This is a genomic window from Streptomyces sp. NPDC002701, assembly GCF_042889045.1.
Lineage (GTDB): Bacteria > Actinomycetota > Actinomycetes > Streptomycetales > Streptomycetaceae > Streptomyces.
Genome location: NZ_JBIAQL010000015.1, coordinates 182435 through 201196 on the forward strand (window position 1 = coordinate 182435; position 18762 = coordinate 201196).

General features: G+C 71.1%; 23 protein-coding genes. 8 read left to right on the forward strand and 15 right to left on the reverse strand.

Annotation, left to right across the window (positions count from 1 at the left end; all coding sequences use genetic code 11):
• Positions 1-11: 11 nt before the first annotated feature.
• From ACFYXC_RS30650 to ACFYXC_RS30660, 3 genes are read right to left on the reverse strand one after another with little or no spacing between them, the layout of a single operon-like run.
• Positions 12-992 carry a YgfZ/GcvT domain-containing protein gene (locus tag ACFYXC_RS30650; RefSeq protein ID WP_389555242.1) on the reverse strand — a complete coding sequence of 327 codons (981 nt, stop codon included), beginning with the start codon at positions 990-992 and terminating at the stop codon, positions 12-14.
• 34 nt (positions 993-1026) lie between these two features.
• Positions 1027-1521: a Fur family transcriptional regulator gene (locus ACFYXC_RS30655; RefSeq protein WP_388922972.1), complete on the reverse strand. Its 495-nt coding sequence runs from the start codon at positions 1519-1521 to the stop codon at positions 1027-1029.
• A gap of 16 nt (positions 1522-1537) precedes the next feature.
• The gene (locus ACFYXC_RS30660) at positions 1538-2113 is read right to left on the reverse strand and encodes an FABP family protein (RefSeq protein WP_388922968.1); all 576 of its coding nucleotides are present in this window, start codon (positions 2111-2113) and stop codon (positions 1538-1540) included.
• 231 nt (positions 2114-2344) lie between these two features.
• On the opposite strand from ACFYXC_RS30660, the gene ACFYXC_RS30665 reads away from it, so the two are divergent.
• Entirely contained in the window at positions 2345-2707 is a 363-nt protein-coding gene (locus ACFYXC_RS30665) for a DsrE family protein (protein ID WP_388922965.1), read from the forward strand.
• A gap of 69 nt (positions 2708-2776) precedes the next feature.
• Here the strand turns inward: ACFYXC_RS30665 and ACFYXC_RS30670 are convergent, their stop codons facing one another.
• From ACFYXC_RS30670 to ACFYXC_RS30705, 8 genes are all read right to left on the reverse strand, one after another.
• The gene (locus ACFYXC_RS30670) at positions 2777-3037 is read right to left on the reverse strand and encodes a DUF3099 domain-containing protein (protein ID WP_388922962.1); all 261 of its coding nucleotides are present in this window, start codon (positions 3035-3037) and stop codon (positions 2777-2779) included.
• A gap of 170 nt (positions 3038-3207) precedes the next feature.
• Entirely contained in the window at positions 3208-3495 is a 288-nt protein-coding gene (locus ACFYXC_RS30675) for a DUF1416 domain-containing protein (protein ID WP_388922959.1), read from the reverse strand.
• A gap of 30 nt (positions 3496-3525) precedes the next feature.
• Positions 3526-4365 (reverse strand): sulfurtransferase, encoded by an 840-nt coding sequence (locus ACFYXC_RS30680; protein WP_388922956.1) that lies wholly within the window; start codon positions 4363-4365, stop codon positions 3526-3528.
• Positions 4366-4529: 164 nt separating this feature from the next.
• A complete protein-coding gene (locus tag ACFYXC_RS30685) occupies positions 4530-4610 on the reverse strand; it encodes an Ms5788A family Cys-rich leader peptide (RefSeq protein WP_350751515.1) in 81 nt (26 codons plus the stop codon).
• A 270-nt stretch (positions 4611-4880) separates the two neighbouring features.
• Positions 4881-5642: a DUF2993 domain-containing protein gene (locus tag ACFYXC_RS30690; protein ID WP_388922953.1), complete on the reverse strand. Its 762-nt coding sequence runs from the start codon at positions 5640-5642 to the stop codon at positions 4881-4883.
• A gap of 348 nt (positions 5643-5990) precedes the next feature.
• Positions 5991-7202 carry a hypothetical protein gene (locus tag ACFYXC_RS30695; protein ID WP_389555244.1) on the reverse strand — a complete coding sequence of 404 codons (1212 nt, stop codon included), beginning with the start codon at positions 7200-7202 and terminating at the stop codon, positions 5991-5993.
• A gap of 7 nt (positions 7203-7209) precedes the next feature.
• A complete protein-coding gene (locus tag ACFYXC_RS30700) occupies positions 7210-7464 on the reverse strand; it encodes a MoaD/ThiS family protein (protein WP_389555246.1) in 255 nt (84 codons plus the stop codon).
• A gap of 62 nt (positions 7465-7526) precedes the next feature.
• Positions 7527-8423: an alpha/beta hydrolase gene (locus tag ACFYXC_RS30705; RefSeq protein ID WP_389555247.1), complete on the reverse strand. Its 897-nt coding sequence runs from the start codon at positions 8421-8423 to the stop codon at positions 7527-7529.
• A gap of 198 nt (positions 8424-8621) precedes the next feature.
• Between ACFYXC_RS30705 and ACFYXC_RS30710 the strand changes: the two genes are divergently transcribed.
• On the forward strand, positions 8622-9446 hold the full coding sequence (locus ACFYXC_RS30710; RefSeq protein ID WP_389555249.1) for a winged-helix domain-containing protein: 825 nt from the start codon (positions 8622-8624) through the stop codon (positions 9444-9446).
• A 23-nt stretch (positions 9447-9469) separates the two neighbouring features.
• Complete coding sequence (locus ACFYXC_RS30715; RefSeq protein WP_389555251.1) at positions 9470-10489, forward strand: LacI family DNA-binding transcriptional regulator; 1020 nt, start codon at positions 9470-9472, stop codon at positions 10487-10489.
• A gap of 141 nt (positions 10490-10630) precedes the next feature.
• On the opposite strand, the gene ACFYXC_RS30720 is transcribed toward ACFYXC_RS30715, so the two are convergent.
• Positions 10631-12391: a trypsin-like serine protease gene (locus ACFYXC_RS30720; RefSeq protein WP_389555253.1), complete on the reverse strand. Its 1761-nt coding sequence runs from the start codon at positions 12389-12391 to the stop codon at positions 10631-10633.
• Positions 12392-12684: 293 nt separating this feature from the next.
• Here ACFYXC_RS30720 and ACFYXC_RS30725 point away from each other — a divergent pair, with 293 nt between their 5' ends.
• From ACFYXC_RS30725 to ACFYXC_RS30740, 4 genes are all read left to right on the forward strand, one after another.
• A complete protein-coding gene (locus ACFYXC_RS30725) occupies positions 12685-13788 on the forward strand; it encodes a S1C family serine protease (RefSeq protein ID WP_389555255.1) in 1104 nt (367 codons plus the stop codon).
• 19 nt (positions 13789-13807) lie between these two features.
• Entirely contained in the window at positions 13808-14044 is a 237-nt protein-coding gene (locus tag ACFYXC_RS30730; RefSeq protein WP_389555257.1) for a hypothetical protein, read from the forward strand.
• A 146-nt stretch (positions 14045-14190) separates the two neighbouring features.
• Positions 14191-14922, forward strand: a complete 732-nt coding sequence (locus tag ACFYXC_RS30735; protein WP_389555259.1) for a response regulator transcription factor — start codon at positions 14191-14193, stop codon at positions 14920-14922.
• A complete protein-coding gene (locus ACFYXC_RS30740; protein WP_389555260.1) occupies positions 14919-16370 on the forward strand; it encodes a sensor histidine kinase in 1452 nt (483 codons plus the stop codon). Before ACFYXC_RS30735 ends, ACFYXC_RS30740 begins: the two co-directional genes overlap by 4 nt.
• A gap of 76 nt (positions 16371-16446) precedes the next feature.
• Here the strand turns inward: ACFYXC_RS30740 and ACFYXC_RS30745 are convergent, their stop codons facing one another.
• The 3 genes from ACFYXC_RS30745 to ACFYXC_RS30755 form a co-directional block, all read right to left on the reverse strand.
• On the reverse strand, positions 16447-17118 hold the full coding sequence (locus ACFYXC_RS30745) for a histidine phosphatase family protein (RefSeq protein ID WP_389555262.1): 672 nt from the start codon (positions 17116-17118) through the stop codon (positions 16447-16449).
• Between the two features lie 116 nt (positions 17119-17234).
• The gene (locus tag ACFYXC_RS30750; protein ID WP_389555264.1) at positions 17235-17687 is read right to left on the reverse strand and encodes a Scr1 family TA system antitoxin-like transcriptional regulator; all 453 of its coding nucleotides are present in this window, start codon (positions 17685-17687) and stop codon (positions 17235-17237) included.
• A 51-nt stretch (positions 17688-17738) separates the two neighbouring features.
• Positions 17739-17963: a helix-turn-helix domain-containing protein gene (locus ACFYXC_RS30755; RefSeq protein WP_389555265.1), complete on the reverse strand. Its 225-nt coding sequence runs from the start codon at positions 17961-17963 to the stop codon at positions 17739-17741.
• 256 nt (positions 17964-18219) lie between these two features.
• Here ACFYXC_RS30755 and ACFYXC_RS30760 point away from each other — a divergent pair, with 256 nt between their 5' ends.
• Complete coding sequence (locus ACFYXC_RS30760; RefSeq protein WP_388922906.1) at positions 18220-18507, forward strand: hypothetical protein; 288 nt, start codon at positions 18220-18222, stop codon at positions 18505-18507.
• Positions 18508-18762: the final 255 nt, after the last annotated feature.

Genomic DNA, 18762 nt, shown 5'->3' on the forward strand with positions numbered 1-18762 from the left:
CCAGGGCCGGCCTAGGGCTCGACCACGACCTCCTGGGCCGCGGCCGTCGTGTCGGCCACCAGGCGGGCGTCCACGGGCACGTTGCGCTTGACGAGCGCGAGGGCGATCGGGCCGAGCTCGTGATGCCGTACGGACGTCGTGACGAAGCCGACCTTCCGTCCCTCGGGGCCCTCGTCCGCGAGGCGCAGCTCCGTGCCCTGCGGCGGCAGATGGACCTCGCTGCCGTCCAGGTGCAGGAAGACGAGCCTGCGCGGCGGCTTGCCCAGGTTCTGGACGCGGGCGACGGTCTCCTGGCCGCGGTAGCAGCCCTTCTGCAGATGCACCGCGCTGCCGATCCAGCCCAGCTCGTGCGGGATGGTGCGGTGGTCGGTCTCGAAGCCGAGCCGCGGGCGGTGCTGCTCGACGCGCAGCGCCTCGTACGCGAGCAGTCCGACCGCCGGGCCGTGCTTGACTGCGTCCCCGTCCCGCGCGAACGCCTCCAGGTCCGCACGCGGCAGGAAGAGATCCCGCCCGTACGACGTCTCGCGTACGACGACACCCTCGGGGACCTCGGCGATGGAACCGGCCGGCAGGTGCACGACCGCGAGGTCGCCGGTCCGGTCGGTGACCTCGACGCGGTAGAAGAACTTCATCGACTCCAGGTACGCGATCAGCGCGTCCTGCGTGCCGGGCTCGACGTGCGCCCAGGTCGTCGTCCCGTCGTCGACGAGGTACAGCGCGTGCTCGACGTGTCCGTTCGCGGAGAGGATCAGCGCCTCGGTGGCCCGGCCCGCCGGGAGGTCGCTGACGTGCTGGGTGAGCAGCAGGTGCAGCCAGCCGAGCCGGTCGTCACCGGTGACGGCGACCACCCCGCGGTGCGAGAGGTCCACGAAACCGGTGCCGTCGGCGAGGGCACGCTGTTCGCGGAACAGGTCGCCGTAGTGGGCGGCTACGCCTTCGTCCACGCCCTCGGCGGGCACGGCACCGGGCAGGGACAGCAGAGGGCTCTTCATATCCACACAGCCTACGACCGAGTGGCCGCCCGATTTATTTCCCCGCCTCCGGCTGCGCCGCGCACTCCTCGGCCGCACAGTCCGCACAGCGTCCGAAGATCGCGAAGTGCTTCATGTCGGTGACGAAGCCGAAGGTCTCGCGGAGTTTGGCGGTGAAGTCGGCGGCGACCTCGATGTCCGCCTCGATGACGTTCGTGCAGTCGCGGCAGACCAGATGGATGTGATGGTGCCGGTCCGCGAGGTGGTAGGTGGGCGCGCCGTGCCCCAGATGCGCGTGGGAGACCAGCCCGAGCTCCTCCAGGAGCTCCAGGGTCCGGTACACCGTGGAGATGTTGACCCCCGACGCCGTCTTCCGTACTTCTCCGAGGATGTCGTCGGGAGTCGCGTGCTCCAGGGTGTCCACCGCTTCGAGCACGAGCTGTCGCTGGGGCGTCAGCCGGTAGCCGCGCTGCCGCAGGTCGCTCTTCCAGTCCGCGCCCGTGCCCGTTCCGGTGCCTGTGCCTTCGGTGCTGCTTCGAGTGCTCACCACACCCGAAAGTCTAGGACTACTTGAAGAAAGCGATCCCGTCGTCCGGCATGTCGTCCGGGAGGGCCTTCGCCCAGCGCTCGACGTCCTCGGGGCTGACGACCTTCTTGAGCTGGGCGGACATGTACGGGCGCAGCGAGACCTCGGGGGTCTGCTTCTCGCCGACCCACATCAGGTCGCTCTTGACGTAGCCGTACAGGCGCTTGCCGCCGCTGTACGGGCCGGAGGCCGCCGTCCGCGCGACCGCGTCCGTGACCAGGTCGATCTGCGGCTTCTTGTCGGCCAGCTCGCCGTACCAGACCTCGACCACGCCGTCGTCGCGGACCATCACGACCTCGACCTTGCGGTCCTTGTCGATGCGCCAGAAGCCGGACTCGGACTCCAGCGGGCGCACCTTGTTGCCCTCGGCGTCGAGGACCCAGGTGTGCGAGTGGTACTCCAGGAAGTCCCGCCCGTCGTGGGTGAAGCTGACTTCCTGGCCGAAGTTGCACTTCTCGTCGCCGGGGAAGTCGTGGACGCCCGCACCCGTCCACTGCCCGAGCAGGAAGACGAGCGGTACGAGGTCCTTGTGCAGGTCGGACGGGATCTCGATCATGAGGTCGGCAGTTCCTTGATGGGGGTCAGCGCTGGCCCTGGTACAGCTTCTTCACGGCGAGCCCGGTGAAGGCGAGGACGCCGACACAGACCAGGACCAGCAGAGCTTCGAAGAAGTACTCAAGCACGGGGTGCTCCTCGGGTGACGCGGTGGTGGGCGGTACAGAGCCGGTACCCACTCTAGTCGGGCCGGGACCGGACCTCTCTGCGAGGTGGGCCTACCATTCGCCGCATGGCGAAGAAGCTCGTGATCAAGGTGACGGCGGGGGCCGACGCCCCCGAACGCTGCTCGCAGGCGTTCACGGTGGCGGCGGTCGCCGTGGCCAGTGGGGTGGAGGTCTCGCTCTGGCTGACGGGGGAGTCCGCGTGGTTCGCGCTGCCGGGCCGTGCCGCCTCCTTCGAGCTGCCGCACGCGGCGCCGCTGCCCGGCCTGCTCGACTCGATCCTGGCCGGCGGCCGCCTCACCCTCTGCACGCAGTGCGCGGCCCGCCGCGACATCGCGGAGAAGGACGTCATCGAGGGCGTACGGATCGCGGGCGCGCAGGTCTTCGTGCAGGAGGCCATGGCGGACGACACGCAGGCGCTCGTCTACTGAGGGACCGGCAGCCGCTCCACCGAGCGAACAAAAGCCGCCTCAGCACCTCCGCCGCTGCCCCCGCCGCCGCTACCGGGGGCGTTTCCTGCCGTCCAGCTCGTCCCACCACTCGTCGGACCCGGCGTCGCCCGAGGGGGCGTCCCACCAGCGGTCGTCGGGGCCCCGCCGGTTGGCCGTCATCGCCGCGATCGGCGGGATCACCATCGCCACGACGCACATGCCCACGGCCACCGGGACCGACCAGAGCCGCACGACCGCCCAGGCCAGCACGAACAGCCCGATGCACGTCCCCATCATGGCGAAGTAGACGTGCCGCCTTCGCGCATACATACGTCCAGCGTAGAACGGTCCGGGCGGATCCGGGCGCCGGGTGGATCCGGGCGGACCGAAGGACCGCACCCCGTACCGGAAAGCGTCCAACCCCCGGGGGTGCGGCCCTTCGGCCGTTCATACGGTGCGAACCGCTCGACGGTTCAGATCGTCCGGACGGTGCGGCCGGTTCAGACGGCGATGGCCACCTCGGACAGGCCGCCCGTCCGGGCGACGACCGTACGGTCGGCCGTGCCGCCCGGAACGAGGGCGCGAACGGTCCAGGTGCCCTCGGCCGCGTAGAAGCGGAACTGTCCGGTCGCCGAGGTGGGGACCTCGGCGGTGAACTCGCCCGTCGAGTCCAGGAGACGGACGTAGCCCACCACCGGCTCGCCGTCCTTGGTCACCTGACCCTGGATGGTGGTCTCACCGGGCTTGATCGTCGAGGCGTCGGGGCCGCCGGCCTTCGCTCCACACATGTTTCGTTTCCGTCCTTGAGGCCGTGAGGGTTACTTGTTGGCGCCGAGCTCGATCGGCACACCGACGAGGGAGCCGTACTCGGTCCACGAACCGTCGTAGTTCTTGACGTTCTCGACGCCGAGCAGCTCGTGCAGCACGAACCAGGTCAGCGCGGAACGCTCACCGATGCGGCAGTACGCGATGGTGTCCTTGGCCAGGTCGACCTGCTCGTCGGCGTAGAGCTCCTTGAGCTCGTCGTCCGACTTGAAGGTGCCGTCGTCGTTGGCGTTCTTCGACCACGGGATGTTGCGGGCGGACGGGACGTGGCCCGGACGCTGCGACTGCTCCTGCGGCAGGTGCGCCGGGGCGAGCAGCTTGCCGCTGAACTCGTCGGGCGACCGCACGTCGACGAGGTTCTGCGTGCCGATAGCGGCGACGACGTCGTCACGGAAGGCCCGGATCGCCTTGTTCTGCGGCTTGGCCCGGTACTCGGTCCTCGCGCGGGTCGGTACCTCGTCGACCAGGTCACGGGAGTCGAGCTCCCACTTCTTGCGGCCGCCGTCGAGCAGCTTCACGTTCTCGTGGCCGTACAGCTTGAAGTACCAGTAGGCGTAGGACGCGAACCAGTTGTTGTTGCCGCCGTAGAGCACGACCAGGGTGTCGTTGGCGATGCCCTTCTCCGACAGGAGCTTCTCGAAGCCCTCCTGGTCGACGAAGTCACGGCGGACCGGGTCCTGGAGGTCCTTGGTCCAGTCGATCCGGATGGCGTTCCTGATGTGGTTCTTGTCGTACGCGGACGTGTCCTCGTCGACCTCGACGACGGCCACGTTCGGGTCGTCCAGGTGCTCCTGGACCCAGTCGGCGTCTACCAGGACGTCACTGCGGCTCATGCTCGTTCTCCTCCGGGGCAGTTACGGCGGGGCGGTGCGTCGGTGCGGGGTGCTGGGTGCGGGTACGCGCTCGGCGGCCATGGCCGTACGGGCGTACGCGGCGCGGGAGTGGCCCTGACGAGAGAGGTCCAAGGGCCGGATCGCGGAACGGCGGATGCTTCCGCTCAGAAAGGGCGACAGAGCATGGCGGCGACGCGGCACAGGTCTACTGCCCGCCGCTTCGTGAGGTCCGCCTGTCGCTTCATGGCGTCGATCGTAAGGAGGGACGGGCGGGCATGTCACCGGCGTGTCGCATGGTGAGACGCGATCGTCCGCCATGTGGGACACGCCTGGTGGCGCCCGGGACGCGGAGGGAGCGCGGAGGGGACGGAAGGGGCGGGCGACCGGCCTCGCACGCCGTTTTGCGCCTGTGCGTCCCTGGTCGGATCACTCGTACGGCTGCCGCGCGCACGGCTCCGTCTCGCGCTTCGGACGCCCGTCCGCCTCTCGGGCGTTCCGGCCGGACCTCCCGCCACCTACCCGACGAGGTCGACGTCCGAACCCTTCACACCGATGTCGACGCCCTTGTCGGCCGCCTCGACCTTGTCGATCTTGATGCCGCCCGGGAGGCCGTCGATCCTCTGCCGGATGTCGGTGATGGTGCGGACCTTGTCCTCGGCGAGGTCCACGCCCAGGTTGGGCAGGGAGTCCGCGTGCACCTCGACGGTGTCGCCCTTGACGCTGACCGAGCTGAGTACGGAGATCGGCTGGGGGAGCTTGCGGCCGAGCACGGTGGCCTCCACCTCGACCTTGATCTTGCCGTTGCCGCCGTCGGAGAGGCCGACCACCTGGGCCGTGACGCCGGTCGCGACGTCCACGGGCTCGGCCTTCGCCGTCTTGAGCAGCTCGGCGTACGAGATCGTGGCCGTGCCGGTGGCGGAGGCGGCCTTCGCGGAGCTGTAGTCGCCGGAGAACGCGACACCGCGCATGTGGGCGGTCAGGTTGTCGATACGGATCGTGTCGGGTGTGTCGGCGGCGTCCGTGCCGGTCGTCGCGCCGCTCGTGTCGGCGTCGTAGTCCTTGATGCCGACCTCGACCTCGTCCAGTTCGCCGCCGGCCACCTGGGTGAGGAACGGGAAGCCCTTGATCGAGACGTCCGGGGTGCTGGTGAGGCCCTCGTTGGTCCGCAGCCTGTCCGCGGCCTCGTCCTCGGCGAAGCCGACGGCCACACGGTCGGCGATGACGAAGAGTCCGCCCAGGACGACGGTCACGATCAGAAGTATTCGCAGTGCTCGCATGTCTCCGTGTTCCCCCACCTCTGGCGGTCTTCTGTGCGCGAGGGTAACCCCCGGCGGGGACCTCCGGCCGGGGGCGGGGGTGTTGTCGATCACCTGTGACAGGTGGGGGCGGCGGGCACGGTCGGTTTGCGCCCCCGCCGCCCCTACCCTTCCCGACCCTGGGGGCTGCGCCCCCAGACCCCCGCCATCGCGCTGCGCGCTCGTCCTCAGACGCCGGACAGGCCGAAGATTCACGCCCGGCCGCGAGATCTTCAGCCGTCCGGCGATTGAGATTGAGGACCGGGGGTTCGGGGGCAGCGCCCCCGAACAGTGACGGGAAGGGTAGGGGCGGCGGGGGCGAGAAACTTGTCAGACCAGGGCCCGGCCCAGCAGGTAGACCGCCGGGGCCGCCGCCGCCAGCGGCAGCGCCACCCCCGCCGTGAAGTGGACGAACCTCGACGGGTAGTCGTAGCTGGCGACCCGGTGTCCCACCAGGGCACAGACCCCGGCGCCCGCGCCCAGCAGCGCCCCGCCCGTGCCCACGTCCGTCAGCCCGCCCACGGCGATCCCCGCTCCCGCCGCCGCGAGCACCGCGACCACCACGGACGCCGCCGTGGGAAGCGGCAGGGACCGTGCCAGGACGGCCGCCGCGACCGCGACCGCGCCCACGGTCACCGCTTCCGGCTCCGCCGCCAGATGTCCCGCGGCGATGATCGCCAGCGCCGCCGAGGCGACCGTGGCCATCAGGCCGTACATCCGCTCGTCGGGTTCGGCGTGGCTGCGCAGCTGGAGGACCAGGGTCAGCAGGACCCAGACGCCGAGCGTGCCGAGAATCGCGGCGGGGGCGTTCTCCCGGCCGGCCGCGAGCAGGGCCGCGTCCGCGGTGAGCGCGCCCGCGAAGGCGAGCGCGATGCCCTGCCGGGCGGGCCACATGCCGTTCAGCCGGAACCAGCCCGCCGCCGTGACCGCCTGGAGGATCACCAGCGGCACGACCAGCGCGTACTGCCCGACCGCCGCCCCGCCGGCGAGCAGCAGTGCCAGGACCGCCGTCAGCACGGCCGGCTGTCCACCGGGCTCGATGATCGGCGAACGCCCCTCGGCACGCGCCCGCTGGGCGGCGGTGAGCCGGGGACTGCCGGTGACGGTGGCGGGACCGTAACCGGAGCCGGCCCCGGCCCCGGAGGCGCCGGGCTCGGAGGCGCCGGGCTCGGGAACGGGCGGCTGCGGCTGTGGCTGGAGCGGCTGGGGCGGCTGCGGCTGCTGGTTCCAGCCCGTCTCCGCCGGCATCGGCTGTCCGACGACGCCGTACTGCGCCCCGTACGACGCCTGGCCCTGTCCCTGCTGCGGCAGGTACGCCGTGTCCGCGGCGGGCGCGACCGGCGGCTGGACCTGGGTCTCCCAGGTCTGGCCCTCCCACTGCTGGGTGTACTGCTGCTGCGCGGCGGCCTCGTCGTACGGCTGCTGCCCGGGCCACCCGGACGCCGCCTGCTGCTGGTGGTGCTGCTGCTGGTACGGGTCGTATCCCTCGTACGGCCCGTCGTACGCGCCGTCGTACGGACCCTCGTACGGCTGGTTGCTCATGGTCCCGTCACCCTCCTGCGAACGGCGGGAGCACCTCGACCGTGCCGCCCTCGGCCAGCCGTACCGTCTCATGCCCGCGGGTACCCACGGGATCGCCGTCGACGAGGAACGAGCATCGCCGCAGTACGCGGGAGAGTTCGCCGGGGTGTCGCTCGCGTACGGCGTCGAGCGCCTGCGCGAGGGTCTCCGCCTCGTACGGCTCCTCGGCGACCCCTGCGGCGGCCTTGGCGGCGGCCCAGTAACGCACCGTGCCCTTTGCCATCTGGTTCCTCGATAACGGTGGAAGAAAACGGGTGACGGACACCGCCAGGCTAGGCCCCGCCGTCACCTTTCCGTCCGCCGGGCGGCCCATTCCCCGATGCGGGTCAGCAGTTCGTCGTCCGCCGCGTTCTCGGCGTGGCCCATTCCCCGCTCCAGCCACAGCTCCGCGTGGTCCCCGGACGCGGCGGCCAGCATGCGCGGATGGTCCACGGGGAAGTAGCCGTCCCGGTCGCCGTGGACGATCAGGAGAGGGGTGGGCGCGATCAACGGCACGGACTCCACCGGGGAGGACGGGACCGGGTCCCAGCCGCGGTGGTGTATGCGGGTGCGCAGCCCGTAACGGCCGATCACCCGGCCCGTCGGCCGCGTTACCAGCCAGTGCAGGCGGCGCATAGGGGCCGTACCCCGGTAGTACCAGCGGGCGGGGGCGCTGACGGAAACCACGGCGTCCGTATGCGCTCCTGTGCGCCCCTCGTGCTCCTCACCACTGCGCGCGTGCAGCGCCGCGTGCCGGAGCACCACCGAGCCGCCCATGGAGAAGCCGACGGTCGCCACCCGGGTGTGACCGAGCTCTCGTGCCCACTCCACCGCCGCCGCCAGATCGAGCACCTCGCGGTCGCCGACCGTGGAGCGTCCGCCGGAGGCGCCGTGCCCGCGGAAGGAGAAGGTGACGACCGCCGCGTACTGCGCGAAGGCGTCCGCCGCACGCCGGAGGTGCGGACGCTCCAGGTCGCCCGTGAAGCCGTGCGCCACGACGAACGCGAGATCGCCGGAGGTGCCGGACGCACCCTCCGCGGGCTGGTACGCGGCGTCGATCGTCACGCCGTCCGCGGTACGCAGAAACCTCCGCAGCGCCCCTCGCGGAGGTCCTCCGGGCGAACTTTCCGTACATCCCCCAGCTGTCTCAGGTTCTGGACGAATGAAAGATCGCGTCACATGACCTGCCGGACCTTGGCTCATGTGGGCTATTCTGCTGGGCAGAGGACTCGGGCAGCGAAGCCCCCGGGTCCTTTTGCGCTTTCTGCAGCGTTGTATACGAAGTCTGTATACGACTCTGGGCAATGCCGAAAACGTCCTCGCAGGGACCGAGGAGGAACCAGACGTTATGGGCGAGCGAACCGTTTGTGACCGTAGGACGACCCGAGCAGGTGGGGCGCGATGAGCTCTCTGCTGCTCCTCACCAACGCCCTCCAGCCGTCGACGGAGGTGCTTCCCGCCCTCGGCCTGCTGCTGCACAACGTCCGCGTGGCCCCGGCGGAGGGCCCCGCCCTCGTCGACACCCCCGGCGCCGACGTCATCCTCGTCGACGGACGCCGTGACCTCCCGCAGGTCCGCAGCCTGTGCCAGCTGCTGCGCTCCACCGGGCCCGGCTGTCCCCTCGTCCTCGTCGTGACGGAGGGCGGTCTCGCGGCCGTCACCGCCGACTGGGGCATCGACGACGTCCTGCTCGACACCGCGGGCCCCGCCGAGGTCGAGGCACGGTTGCGGCTGGCCATGGGCCGCCAGCAGATCGTCAACGACGACTCCCCCATGGAGATCCGCAACGGCGACCTCTCCGTGGACGAGGCCACCTACAGCGCCAAGCTCAAGGGCCGGGTCCTCGATCTGACCTTCAAGGAGTTCGAGCTCCTCAAGTACCTCGCCCAGCACCCGGGCCGGGTCTTCACCCGCGCCCAGCTGCTGCAGGAGGTCTGGGGCTACGACTACTTCGGCGGTACGCGGACCGTCGACGTGCACGTACGGCGGCTGCGCGCGAAGCTCGGCCCCGAGCACGAGTCGCTGATCGGCACCGTCCGCAACGTCGGGTACCGGTTCGTCACGCCCGAGAAAGCCGACCGGACCGCCGGGGCGGAGCCGAAGGCCAAGGCCGCCGACCGGCCAAAGGCGGCGGATGCGGACGAGACGGCGCACCTCGACGCGACCGGTGCCGCGGACGCCTCGGCGAAGCCCCAGGAAGAAGCCGTACGGCCTGCCCAGCGGTAGGTCCATCCGCGTAGACTCCGCGCGTGGCCAAGGTGACTCGGGATGACGTGGCGCGACTGGCGGGTACTTCCACCGCCGTCGTCAGTTATGTCATCAACAACGGACCCCGGCCGGTCGCCCCGGCCACGCGCGAGCGTGTCCTCGCCGCCATCAAGGAGCTGGGGTACCGGCCCGACCGGGTCGCCCAGGCCATGGCGTCTCGGCGGACCGACCTCATAGGTCTGATCGTGCCGGACGCGCGCCAGCCCTTCTTCGGGGAGATGGCGCACGCGGTCGAACAGGCCGCGTCCGAGCGCGGGAAAATGGTGCTCGTCGGCAACTCCGACTACATCGGCGAGCGCGAGGTCCACTATCTGCGGGCCTTCCTCGGCATGCGGGTCTCGGGGCTCATCCTCGTCAGCCACGCGCTGAACGACCTGGCCGCCGCCGAGATCGAGGCGTGGGACGCCCGGGTGGTGCTGCTGCACGAGCGGCCCGAGGCCATCGACGACGTCGCGGTCGTCACGGACGACGTGGGGGGCGCGCAGCTCGCCACGCAGCATCTGCTGGAGCACGGCCACGAGTACGTCGCCTGTCTCGGCGGTGTCGCGGAGACGCCCACGGTCGGTGACCCCGTCTCGGACCATGTCGAGGGGTGGCGGCGGGCGATGCACGGGGCGGGGCGCTCGACCGAGGGTCGCCTCTTCGAGGCGCTCTACAACCGGTACGACGCGTACAAGGTGGGGCTCGAACTGCTGGCCGGGCCCGACCGGCCGCCGGCGATCTTCTGTTCCACCGACGACCAGGCGATCGGACTGTTGCGGGCGGCCCGTGAGCTGCGGATCGATGTGCCGGGGGAGCTGGCCGTCGCCGGGTTCGACGACATCAAGGAGGCGGCGTTGACCGATCCGCCGCTGACCACGATCGCGAGCGATCGGTCTGCGATGGCCCGGGCGGCCGTCGATCTGGTGCTCGATGACGGGCTGCGGGTTGCTGGGGCTCGGCGGGAGCGGTTGAAGTTGTTCCCGTCTTCTTTGGTGGTCCGGCGTTCTTGTGGGTGTTAGGTGCGGGTGCGTTCTCGGGTGCGGGTGCGTCGGGGTTGGTCGCGCAGTTCCCCGCGCCCCTGAGAGGCGGGCGCTGCCCGTAGGTGCCGCATGCGGACGGCCCCTGCCTGGTGGCAGGGGCCGTTGTGTGTCGTTGCCGGACTAGAACAGCAGGTTGTACTGGTTGAAGCCCGTGCCCAGGCTGGTGCGGGCGGCGAAGAGGTCCGTGGACGCCTTGTTCGTGCCCTTGTACAGCCAGAGCGTGCCGCCGGAGTCGCGGGTCATGACGTCGGCGATGCCGTCTCCCGTCACGTCGCCGCTGGAGACGTACGACGTGAAGTTCCAGCCGGTGCGCGCCTTGATCCGCGCCGACCAGGGGGTCTTCTCCTTGCCCGTGCCGCGGTAGAGCCACAGCGTGCCGTCCGTGGAGCGGACGAGCAGGTCGGGCTTGCCGTCGCCGGAGAGGTCGCCGTGACCGAAGATCTTGACGTTCTTCCAGGCGCCGCTGACGACCTTGACCTTGCCGTAGAACTGGCCGTTGCCCCGGCCCGGGTACAGGTAGACCGAGCCGTCGGCGTCCACCGCGAGCAGGTCCGGGCGCGCGTCGCCCGTCATGTCGCCGGGGACCGCGTACGACTTGTAGCCGCCCCAGACCGAACTGACCTGCATCCAGGCCCAGTCGCCGGCCGCGTGGTCCAGGTAGCTGCGGTACAGCTTGCCGTCGTTCTTGTCGCGCAGGATCAGGTCCTGGTAGTAGTCCCGGTCCAGGTCGGCCTGGAGGACCCAGGAGGCGTTCTGCCAGTCGGCACCCGAGTAGGCGCGCTGCGCGAGCGAGGTGCCCTTGCTGTTCTGCTGGAAGAGGCCGCCGGAGGGCGTGCGCGCGAGCAGGTCGGCGCGGCCGTCGTAGGACAGGTCGGTGTCGTCGATGCGCGGCTGGGCCGCCCAGGTGTACGAGCTGACCTTGGTGAAGACCGGGTAGGCACCCTTGGCGGTGCAGCCCGCGACGCCCCAGGAGACGATGCCGACGATCTTGTTGCCGACGACCAGGGGGCCGCCGGAGTCACCGTTGCAGGGGCTGTTGGTGCCCTGGTCGACGCCGGTCGCGGGGGTGCCCGCGCAGGCCATCGAGCCGGCGACGAAGTAGTCCCCGTCGAGGACCGACGCCATCGCGCTCTTGCAGGTCGCGTCGGCGACCAGCGGCAGGCTTGCCTTCTTCAGCTTCGTCGAGAGGGTGGCGCCCTCGGCCCCCGACGTCAAACCCCAGCCGTAGACGGTGCCGGTGGTGCCGGGCTTGTAGAGCGCGCTGTCGTCGGACGCGGCCAGGCGCAGGGTCGGCCGGTCCACCAGCGGACGGTCCAGGGTGAGGACCGCGATGTCGTTCCGGGTGGTGTCGGCGTTGTAGCCGGGGTGGTTCCACTGGCGGAACACGCCCGCCGGGGTGCCGCTCGCGTAGTCGTCCAGGTCGGTGGTGCCGGCCAGGACCGCGCCGTTGCCCACCCAGTCCAGGCCCGCGACGCAGTGCGCGGCGGTGAGGACCTTGTTCGGGGCGACCAGGGTGCCGCCGCAGAAGTAGCCCTCGTCGGTCGCCGGGTCGTAGTACCCGAGCTGGACCATCCACGGTGCGCTGGCGATCGTGGTCTGGCCGCCGCCGATGATGAACGGCGACTTGCTGGGCGAGGCGTCGTCCGGGGTCTCGCCGGTCGCCTTCGCGGCGTCGACGATCCGGTCGCGCAGTTCCTCCGTGGAGGCGGTCGGTTCCACGGGCTGCGCGAGGCCCGCGTCGGGCAGACCCGCGGCGGGGCCGTCCGCGGCGGTCGCGGGCTGGGCCGCGAGGACGCCGGCGCAACTCAGCGCCAGCGCGAGGGCGGCCGCGGGGAACGCCGTGGCGGTGCGTCTCCAACGGCTGCGCAGAGCAGGTATCACTCAGGGCTCCTGATGTGGTGATGTGTCGTGAACCCACCAAGAATGCGGCTCACAAACCCCTCTGCACACACGCTTCACAGCAGACCGACAAGTATTCGTCCACCGCTTCCCGCACATCACCGTCCGGCAACCGTCCGTTTCCCCGGCGGCAGCGGACCCCGGTGTTCCGGCCCGGCGGACCCCGGCCTCCGGGCAGCGCGGCCCGTCGCCTTTATATCGGGCATACGAGGTTCTGCCGGGCTTCTCAGGCAGCACTCAGGGAGCTCTCATCAGCGGGCGGCAGAGTCTGACCCATGACCGAGAGCTTCCGCCGCAGCGGCGAGTACCCCCAGGGCGACCAGCAGCAGTCCGCATACTCAGGACAGCCGTACGAGCAGTCGCACGACCAGCCCCACGCCCCCTCCGTGAATCCGGAGTGGCCGCCCCCGCCGGCGTACCGGCCGGAACAGCAGGGCGGCGCCGCCCCCACCGCTCTCCTCGCGGAGCCCGTCTCCGCCGCTCCCGCAGCTCCGCGCAGGCGGGCCAAGGGGCCGCTGGCCCTGCTGGCCGCCGTCGCGATAGCCGCGGCGGCCGTGGGCGGCGGTACCGCGTACACCTTCCAGGAGCTGACCGGCAACGACACCGCTTCCGGCGGCACCAGCACGAGCACCAGCGTCGTCGCCGCGAGCCAGAAGGGCACGGTCGCCGGGGTCGCGCAGGCGGTCGGCCCGAGCATCGTCGAGATCAGCGCGACCTCGAACGCGGGCTCCTCGACCGGTTCCGGCGTGGTCATCACGGCGGGCGGCGAGATCATCACCAACAACCACGTGATCTCCGGCGCCTCCCAGATCAAGGTGCAGTTGAGCGACGGCAAGTCGTACACCGCGGACGTCGTCGGCACCGACAGCAAGAAGGACCTCGCGCTGATCAGGCTGGAGGACGCGCCGTCCGGTCTGACGCCCGCGACGCTCGGCGACTCCGACGCCGTCAAGGTCGGCGACGAGGTCGTGGCGATCGGTTCGCCCGAGGGCCTGACCGGCACCGTCACCAGCGGCATCGTCTCCGCGCTCGACCGGGACGTCACCGTCTCCACCGGCGAGAGCCAGGGGCAGCAGCAACAGCAGGGGGGCAGCGGGCAGTGGCCGTTCGAGTTCGGCGGCCAGGAGTTCAACGGCGACACCGGTTCGTCCACGACGACGTACAAGGCCCTGCAGACCGACGCGTCCCTCAATCCGGGCAACTCCGGAGGCGCGCTGATCGACATGAACGGCAACATCATCGGCATCAACTCCGCGATGTACTCGGCCGCGGAAGCCTCCTCGTCGACCGCCGGCAGTGTCGGCCTCGGCTTCGCCATCCCGATCAACACCGTCAAGTCCGACCTGGCCTCGCTCCGCTCCGGCGGCTCCGACAGCTGAGCCGGCCCAGGAGGTCAGCATGCAGATCACGATCGTGTCCCACACCTTCACGGGCACGGACCCGGCCGACCCGGTGCATACTGCCGATCCGGCCGACCGGGCCGACCCTGCCGCATTCACCCTGGCTCTCGTGGTGGCCCACGAGCTGCACGCCCCGGCGTCCCGCGCGCCCGAGGTCGCCGCCGCGCCGGCTCCGCGCGGCACCGCCCGCCGCGGCACCGCCGCCGCCCGCACCCGCCGTACCGTACGCGGCTGATCCCTCCTGGCTCACCGGGCCCGCAAGCCCCGGGTCCCCGGCTTCCGGGCCCGGCCGCGCCACGAGGAAGATCCATCCCCGCAGGAGAAACGTGCGAGGCTGACAGCGCCCGCCCACGTCCCACCGCACCCGAGGAACCGATCGCGATGAGTCCCGCCGAAGGCGACCGTGAACCCCAGCGCATCCTGATCGTCGACGACGAGCCGGCCGTGCGCGAAGCCCTCCAGCGCAGCCTCGCCTTCGAGGGGTACGACACCGAGGTGGCCGTCGACGGCGCGGACGCGCTGGAGAAGTCCCTCGCCTACCGGCCCGACCTGGTGGTCCTCGACATCCAGATGCCCCGGATGGACGGCCTGACCGCCGCCCGCCGGATGCGCGGCGCGGGCACCACGACACCCATCCTCATGCTCACCGCCCGTGACACGGTCGGCGACCGGGTCACCGGGCTCGACGCGGGCGCCGACGACTACCTGGTCAAGCCGTTCGAACTGGACGAGCTGTTCGCACGGGTACGGGCACTGCTGCGGCGCAGTTCGTACGCGGCCGCGGCGGTCGGTGCCCCGGCGGACGACGCGCTCACCTTCGGCGACCTGCGCATGGACCTCGCGACCCGGGAGGTCACCCGCGCCGGGCGTCCCGTCGAGCTGACCCGTACCGAGTTCACGCTTCTTGAGATGTTCCTGGCCCATCCGCGCCAGGTCCTCACGCGGGAGCAGATCCTGAAGGCGGTCTGGGGCTTCGACTTCGAGCCGAGCTCCAACTCGCTGGACGTGTACGTGATGTACCTGCGGCGCAAGACGGAGGCCGGCGGCGAGCCGCGTCTCGTGCACACCGTGCGGGGTGTGGGGTACGTGCTGCGGTCGGGCGGCTCGGAGTGAGGAGGGTCGTACGCCGGTTCACCGCGCTGCCGATCCGCACCCGGCTGTCCCTCCTGGTGGCGGCGGCGGTGGCTTTCGCGGTGGCGGCGGTGTCGGTGACGGCCTGGTTCATCGTGCGGGGGAAGCTGTACGACGAGATCGACAGCGACCTGCGCGGCGTCAACGGCCCGGTCGAAGCGGGCACCATCAACTCGGTGCTGGGCGACTGCGACTCCTCCCCCTCCCGCCAGAACATCTTCGGTCCGCCGTCCGACTACTACCTCCAGTTGGTCAAGGCGGACGGCACGGCGTGCGCCCTGGACAATTCGGCGGGCGTGGTACGGGTCACCGGCCGTGACACGGAGGTGGCCGAGAACCCCGCCCCCGACACCGAGGTGTACCGCAACGGCACCGACAGCGAAGGGAAACCCGTCCGGGTGCTGACCGTGCCCGTGGTCCTCGCCGGTCCGGGACGGTCACTGGTCGAGGGCCACGCGCTGGTCATCGCGTACCCGCTGGAGAGCACCCAGTCCACGCTCGACGAACTGGCGCTGCTGCTCCTCGTGGTCTCCGGTATCGGAGTGGTCGGCGCCGGGATCGCCGGCCTGGCCGTGGCCCGCGCCGGTCTGCGCCCCGTCGACAAGCTCACCGCCGCCGTCGAGCACGTGGCCCGCACGGAGGACCTCTCCGTCCGCATCCCCGTGGAGGACGAGAGCGAGGACGAGATCGCCCGTCTCTCCCGTTCTTTCAACTCGATGACCGCCTCGCTCGCCACCTCCCGCGAGGTGCAGCAGCAGCTCATCGCCGACGCCGGTCACGAACTGCGCACCCCCCTCACCTCCCTGCGGACGAACATCGAACTGCTCACCCGCAGCGAGGAGACGGGCCGGCCCATCCCTGCGCCGGACCGCAAGGCGCTGCTCGCCTCGGTCAAGGCGCAGATGACCGAACTGGCCGCGCTCATCGGCGACCTGCAGACGCTGTCGCGGTCGGACGCGGGCACGCCGCCCGACCGCGTGCAGGTGGTCCCGCTGCGGGACATCGTGGAGGCGGCCCTGCGCCGGGCGCGGCTGCGCGGCCCCGAGCTGACGATCACGGCGGACGTGCACCCGTGGTTCGTACGGGCGGAGCCCACCGCCCTGGAGCGGGCGATCGTCAACATCCTCGACAACGCGGTGAAGTTCAGCCCCGAGGGCGGCACGATCGACGTCGCCCTCACGGACGGCCTGCTGACCGTACGGGACCACGGCCCCGGTGTCCCCGCCGACGAACTCCCGCACGTCTTCGACCGCTTCTGGCGCTCCCCGAGCGCGCGGGCGCTGCCAGGCTCGGGTCTCGGTCTGTCCATCGTGGCCCGTACGGTGCAGGAGGCGGGCGGCGAGGTGACGTTGGGCCCGGCGGAGGGCGGCGGCACGGTCGCGGCGATCCGGCTGCCCGGCGCCCCGACCCTGCCGCCGGCGCTGGACTGACCCGATCTCCGGGGGTCGGATCCCCGCGACAGGGTCTGCTCCGACCGGCCCGAGCACGCGAGCACGCAGGCACCGGTCAGCCGTCGACGCCGCCGCTCAAGGGTTCTCCCGTGGGCCCGCTCGCCTCGGGGGCCTCGGCCTCGGGGCCCAGGGACCGGCCTTCCCACGTCAGGACCCGCCAGCCGTCGGCGGGGGTGCCCTCGATGACGACGACACCGGTGTTCTCCAGCGCGTGGGCGGCGGCGAAGTCCACGTCGACGTTGCCTGCGCGGGCGGCCGCCCACATACGGATGGCGGCGCCATGGCTGACCATGGCCACCGTCCGTACGCCGCTGTCCGCGGCCTCCCCGATCACGGCGTCGAGGCGACGCAGGGCCTCCTCGCCGTTCTCGCCGCCGGGCATACGCAGCTCCATGTCTCCGGCGGCCCAGGCGAAGACGGTCCGCAGGTACGTCTTGACGGCGTCGGCGTCGCCCCGCATCTCCAGGTCGCCGGCGGCCAGCTCCCGGATGCCGTCCCGCACCCGGACCTCCAGTCCCGTCCGGGCCGCCAGCGGGGCGGCGGTGAGCTGTGTGCGGAGCAGGGTGGACGCGTACAGGGCGCCGATCTCCTCCCCGGCCAGCGCCTGGGGAAGCGCCGCCGCCTGCTGCTGCCCGAGAGGGGTCAGCCCGGGCCCCGGCACAGCCGTGTCCAGCAGGTGCTCGACGTTGGAGGGGGTCTGACCATGACGAATCAGCAGCAGGCGCATGGGAACGGGTCTGTCTCCAGAGAGGCGGGCGGTGGGGCGGGTACTCCCCCACTCTGGCACTCGGCGCGTGTGTCCACCGCAGGGGGCTCAGCGGGCCGCGCCGTCCGGGTACCTGGTTACGGGCTGACGCTCCGCACGAACAGGGCCCAGGGGTCGGCCGAGAAGACCAGGACGGGACCCTGCGGCGTCTTGCTGTCGCGGACGGGCACGATGCCGGGGAAGCCTGCGGCGACCTCGACGCAGTTGTTGTCTCCCCCGTCGCTGTAGGACGACTTGCGCCAGGCGGCGGCTTCGATACGAAGCAGCTGGTCGTCCCAGTTCTTCGCGGTGCCGGCCGGGCGCCGGAAGGCGTACTCGTCCACGATGAAGCGCACGTTGGGCGCCGGGGTCCGGCGTAGCAGAAGCTGACGTCCCATGCGCGCGGCCACCTGCTCTTCGACAATTTCGCTGTTGCCTGGTGTTGCCTGTGCGCCAGACAACACCTCCCGGGCGAACTCCTCGGTCTGCAACAGGCCAGGCACGCCGAGCGTGAGCTTATGCATGACCCGAGCCGTCGCCTCCAGCCGCATGAACTCCTTGTACCTGTCCTTGAACGCGTCGTGCCGTGCCGTCTTCCACAGCTAAACCAGCAGGTCACCGGACCCGTAGTAGCGGTCGAGGTCCTCCATGACCGCCATCTTGGACAGCCGCTTGCCCGCTTCCAGACGGCTCAGATAGCTCTTGTCGTACGCCGTCTCCTGGGCCAGTTGCCCCAACGACTTCCCGGCCTTCTCCCGCAGGTGCCGCAGGGTCCGACCCAGCCCCGCGAGCCCCGAACCCCGTTCACCGTCAAGGCGTTCGTCCACGTCACCCCCAACCGTTGCCTGGGCGCCCAGGCAACGGCCGCCCTCTTCCGCAGCGTACGTCCGAGCAGTGACGATCGAGGTACGAACGGTAATCACCGCTGTTCAAAGCCACCCCAGTCACCAGGAGATCGGACATGAGCCGACTCGGCACGACGTTCTGCGAGTTGCTGCTGCGGGCACTGTTGCCTGCACGGGGCCGGCATCGAGCGGCGCCCGCCGCACCCCGGTGCCGCTGCCGGCTCACCGCGGTGCACGCGTGACCGGCCCGCTGCGCCTTCTGCCGTGGACGACCCCGGAGGGCAGGCCCTGCTATCTGAGCACCGACAGCGCGGACAGCCGACTCTCCCGGCTCGCGGACGACCTGGAGGCGGCCCAACTGGAGTCCGGCCACCAGGTCCTGGCAGGCGCCAGAGCCGTACTCGCCGACCCGAAAGCGGGCGAACGCGCCGTACGCTTCGCGCTCACCAGATCGCTGGAGTCCCTGGAGGACGTACTCCGCGTGGCGGTCGGCCGGGGCGCACGCCTGGAGGGTGATGCTCAGTGATGGCCGAGCACTCCGGGGGAGTCGATGTCGACGGTGATCCCGCCCGAAGGATCTCCTGGAGCCGCTGCGCTCCGGCGGTCGCGGCGGACAGGGTCAGGCCCAGCCGGCCGAGGTCGCGGACCGGCGGGCCGGGTGGGGGGCCCCCCGGGGGGGGGGGGGCCCCCCCCCCCCCAAAAACAAACGGGGGGGGGGGCGGACCGGCAGGGTGGAAAGGGGGTAATGTCGTCAAGAAGATGGTGTTTGCGGGGGGCCCGG